We start from the raw sequence: 4,813 nt of genomic DNA, 5'->3' as shown, positions 1-4,813 counted from the left end.
TATCACTCACTACACTTATACTGACAAGAATCTGGTTGATACTGAGACTGACCCTCTGGGGCGGGTGACGGATTACGATTATGATAATTTTGGCCGGCTTGTTGAGGTGACTTTTGCAAAAGGTACGCCGGATGAGGCGGTGCAGCGGATGGAGTATGACGCTGCCGGCAATCAAACGGCTATGATTGATGAGAATGGCAATCGGACGGAGTATGAGTACGATGCGATGAACCGGCTGGTTAAAACGACTTTTGCACAAGGGACTCCGGATGAGGCGTCGCAGCGGATGGAGTATGACGCCGGCGGCAATCAAACTGCTATGATTGATGAGAATGGCAATCGGACGGAGTATGAGTATGATGTGATGAACCAGCTGGTGAGGATGGTTGAAGCTGACCCGGATGGCAGTGGATCTCAAACTAAGCCGGTGACTTCTTATAGTTATGATCAGTCGGGGAATCAGGTGCTGGTGGTTGACGCATTGGGGCGGAAAACTGAGAGTCGCTATGACAGTCGGAATCGTTTGATTGAGACGATTGACCCTCTTGACAATCGCACTAAGTTTCGCTATGATTTTGATAACAACATGACTTCGGTCATCGACCCGCTGGGGAACCGAACTAATATGGTCTACGACGCTCGCGGGCGCTTGATTCGTGAAATCGATCCCCTCAACAAGGCTACTGTTTATGAATACAACTCTGCCGACAATCTGGTCGCTCAAACCGACCGCAACAACCGCCGAAATGAGTTTGAGTACGATGACCTAGAGCGCCTTACGACTGAAACTTGGGTGGGGAGTGACGGGGTGGTTCGGTACGGCTACGATAAAGCTAGCAACTTGACTTCCATAAGCGATACGTTCAGCACTTTGGCCTTCATGTATGACAGTCGCAATCGCGTCAAAACTGTAAACAATGCCGGCACTCCAGGTGCGCCCAACGTGCTGCTGAACTATCTTTACGATCGGGCCGGCAATGTGGATTTGATGACCGATACGATTAACGGTCAGGTGTCGGGCAATAATGACTACACTTACGATGCCCGCAACCGCCTCACCCAGATGAGTCAAAGTGGCAGTGGGGTGAGCAATAAGCGAGTTAATTTTACTTACAATGGAGTGGGCCAGCTCTCATCTATTAATCGTTTTGCTGATTTAAATAGCACCCAATTAGTGGCCGGCACTACTTACACTTATGATGGCTTGAATCGCCTGACGAATCTGAGCCACCGCAACCCGGAAAATAATGTTATCTCATTTTTTGGCTTCAACTACGACACTGCTAGTCGCATTACCCAGATTGCTGATCTTGACGGTACGACGGACTACACCTATGATGACCGGGATCAGCTGACCGGGGCCAACCACAGCAACAGCAACAATCCTGACGAGTCGTACAGCTACGATGGTAATGGCAACCGCGTCAGTTCTAGTGTGCACGGCAGTGGCTATGTGACGGGTGTCAATAACCGCCTGCAAACAGATGGGATCTACAACTACCAGTATGATGATGAAGGGAATCTAATTCGCCGGACGGAAATCGTTACTGGAAAGGTGCGCGAGTTTGAGTGGGATTACCGGAAGCGTCTGGTTGCTGTAGTGGATAAGGATGCGGCTAATGCTGTAATTCAGCAGGTGGCATTCACTTACGATGCGATGGACCGTCGAATTGCTAAGTCAGTCAATGGTGCAGTCACTCACTTTGTTTATGATGGCGATAATGTTCTGTTGGATTTCGTGGATTCTGACGGTGCAGCTGGCCCCAATCAGCCGGTTTTAGACCGGCGCTACCTGCACGGGCCGGTGGTGGATCAGGTGCTGGCCCAGGATGGCGGGGCTGGTAATGTGGTGTGGCACTTAGCCGACCATCTGGGAACTGTTCGTGATTTAGCGAATAGCAGTGGTGCTGTGGTGAGCCATCTTACTTATGATTCGTTTGGGAATGTTGTTGGTGAAACAGATGAGACAGTTAATAGTCGTTACTTATTTACTGGCAGAGATTTTGAACAAGAGATTGAACTGTATTATTACCGCGCCAGGTATTATAACGCTGAAGTTGGCAAGTTCATTGCCGAAGATTCAATCAAGTTCAACGGAGGAAATCTTAATCTTTACGGATATGTAGAGAACAACCCAATAAACCTCACTGACCCCCTAGGTCTTGAGCCTCAGGATTCTGGTCGTCCTCGTTATCCTCTTGGTCACGATCATCCAGATTGTATAGAGCTTGCTAATCAGATTAAAAACCTGGAAAAACAGATCGCTGAAAGAAGGGGAGAACTGCACGATAATCCACAAAATTTGCCTGGCAAACATCCAGATGATAGAGAACAACCAAGATTAAGTCAGCGCGGGCATCAAAGAATAATTGAGCAGCTAAAGGCAAAATTAGCTGAAAAAAAAGCTCTTTACCAAGCCAGATGTGGTGAATACCCACCCCCGTGCGAGGAAGAAAAAAAGCCAGAGAATAAAAATCAATTTACTTGGCCTGAATTACGTTTTGACTTTCCTCCAATTTGGCCATTATTTGAGCCACTCTTTGAACAAAGAAGAGCTTAAGTAGCAGGTAAAGAGTAAAAAATCATTCTCAAGGCATCACAATGAACGAATTTTAGAGCTAACCGTTTAAGATAAAGCTGTTATTAACCTAATAACAGAAGCTAGCAGCTAGCTAAATATTTTATTGTCAAGCACGCTCAATCTCAGGATGCGAAACAATAGGATTGGGTAGCCCTGCATAAGTAATCATTCTATCCTATGGAACCTGCCCGCTTATCGGGATATAAAAGGCCAAAATCATTCATTACTTGTTCAGCACTACCTGGGATTGTAAGCAAGTCATTCATCTTGATAAGTTGCAACATCTTAAACGAATTCAATTATCGAATTTCTCTAAATCCGTGATTTATTGAACGAAATGAATTTCTCAAAAGAAGCCAAAATGAAACAGGACGAACTGGAAGAGGCTATCTATAAAGCTATCGAATCAAATAATATTAAAGATTTGAGGCAGCGAATTTATGATTTAGAAAATTTTCTGAGATCAGCTAACCCTCTACCCGACTTATCGCTCGAATTTTTAAATCAGCTGTTAAATTCAGAAAGATTTTTAAAGCTGGGAGGGGCGCTATACCTTATTATACTTTTTCAAAAATTGTGGGAAGAACTCTCAGAAGAGAAAGTGAACAAGTGCCTGCCAATTTTGCGACTCGCACATTACAACTTTGATGATTTAGACTTCCCTTTTATTGAACAACTAATTTCTTCCGCTCTTGATGAGGATTCTGTTAGTTTAACTGAGTGTGCGAAAGCGATCGATCTTAAAACAGCAACCCGTGGGGAAAGTTATTTTCCTGATGATTATTTTAGTGCGATTCTAAAATTGTTCGAAAGCCAGATTTTTTTAAACAATGATGGGGCTTGGGAATTTCTGGCTTTACTGCAAGATAAATGGAAATTTCTATCTGTAAGTCAGAAAGAAATATTGCTTTTTTATTTAGAAAAGTATTATGATAAGTTCCAGGATTGGATGGCTTATTTCGCGATTTCAGAACTGCTAGGAGAATACTATGCGAATGAACAAGCTTTTGAGGTTTTGTGCCGTCTCAAAGCAACAGAATCTGAAATAGCCCGTGCATTTATACCTCACGGCTTAGAACATTTTATTAAACGATCTGGCAGTAAAAGTTTGTCGCAAAAAGCCTATATTTTTTTGTTAAAAATGAGGGGCGATCCATCGGATCTAGTTAGAGATGAAGTTGAGGAATCTCTAAGAAAATTGTCCGATTATTTATTCGATCTGGATAGAGATAGTCCTGCATAAGTAATGAATGTCGGGGTGCAGGCTGCCGTTCTGCTGTGAACAGCAGAACGACAGCATTCCTATATTTATTATTAGTAATTTGTAAACTCATACTCTCTAAAAAAATAGAAACCTAACTATATCTTAAACTAACACTATATTTCCAATAGGTCTGCCCATTGTCTCTTCGCCGAGCGGAAGCTGATATCCACAAGAAAAACCACAAGGAGCGCACATGTCCGTCCAACTATTTGACCCCGATTTCTACGCCACCGGCAACCCCGATCTGAAAGCCACCGGCATAACAACCCCCCAGCAATTACTCCAGCACTTCCAAACCAAAGGCTTATCCGAAAACCGGCAATTCTCCCCGTTCGCCGACCTCAACTACTACCGCGCCAAAAACCCAGACCTAGCTAGCTTCACAAACGAGCAACTCTTCAACCACCTAGAACAATTTGGCGTTGCAGAAAACCGGCAATTCTCCCCCTTAATAGACCTCAACTTCTATCGCGCCAGCCACCCCGACTTAGCCGGACTCAACAGCGATCAACTCCTCAAACACCTGCAAACATTCGGCATAGCAGAAGGACGCACTTTCTCGCCTTATGTCAGCTTAGACTACTACCTAGCTAACAACCCCGATGTCAACCAAGCCTGCACCGGCAACCGAAATCTAGCATTACAGCACCTCGAAATCCACGGCATCGCAGAAGGACGCAGCTGTTCCCCCGCCTTCAAATTCGACCGGCAACTCAACCGCTTCCTTTCCGCAGATCCCACCAACACCATCATCGACTGGAACCAGACAGCATTAAACGCCATCCAAACAGACAAAACAGCACCCCCCTTAGCAGCAAGAAACCTAGCAATAGTCCACACAGCAATATACGATGCCGTCACGGCAATCGCCAAAACCGGCACGCCATACAAAGCCAACCTAGAAGCGCCGCAAAACGCCGATCCAGAAGCCGCCGCAGCCGCCGCAGCGCACCGCACTCTCACCAATT

2 protein-coding genes and 1 pseudogene are annotated in these 4,813 nt (G+C 45.4%); all 3 read left to right on the top strand.

What is annotated here, in order from left to right; translation table 11 throughout:
* Positions 1-2,560, top strand: a 2,560-nt coding sequence (locus tag OSC10802_RS0111205; RefSeq protein WP_304412226.1) for an RHS repeat-associated core domain-containing protein, incomplete at its 5' end; no start/stop codon positions are given.
* A 382-nt stretch (positions 2,561-2,942) separates the two neighbouring features.
* Positions 2,943-3,824, top strand: coding sequence for a hypothetical protein (locus OSC10802_RS0111200; RefSeq protein WP_198525099.1), 882 nt, complete (start codon positions 2,943-2,945; stop codon positions 3,822-3,824).
* A gap of 214 nt (positions 3,825-4,038) precedes the next feature.
* Positions 4,039-4,813 (top strand): annotated as a pseudogene (locus tag OSC10802_RS44240) (hypothetical protein); the annotation flags it as partial.

Origin of the sequence: Kamptonema formosum PCC 10802 (assembly GCF_000332335.1) — a bacterium.
Lineage (GTDB): Bacteria > Cyanobacteriota > Cyanobacteriia > Cyanobacteriales > Oscillatoriaceae > Oscillatoria.
The sequence above is the reverse complement of the archived record's forward strand: the minus strand, read 5'-3'. Positions and strand labels throughout refer to the sequence as shown.

Coding starts and splice junctions, on each gene's coding strand:
- OSC10802_RS0111200 (WP_198525099.1), top strand. CDS start 2,943: ATGAAACAGGACGAACTGGAAGAGGCTATCTATAAAGCTATCGAATCA.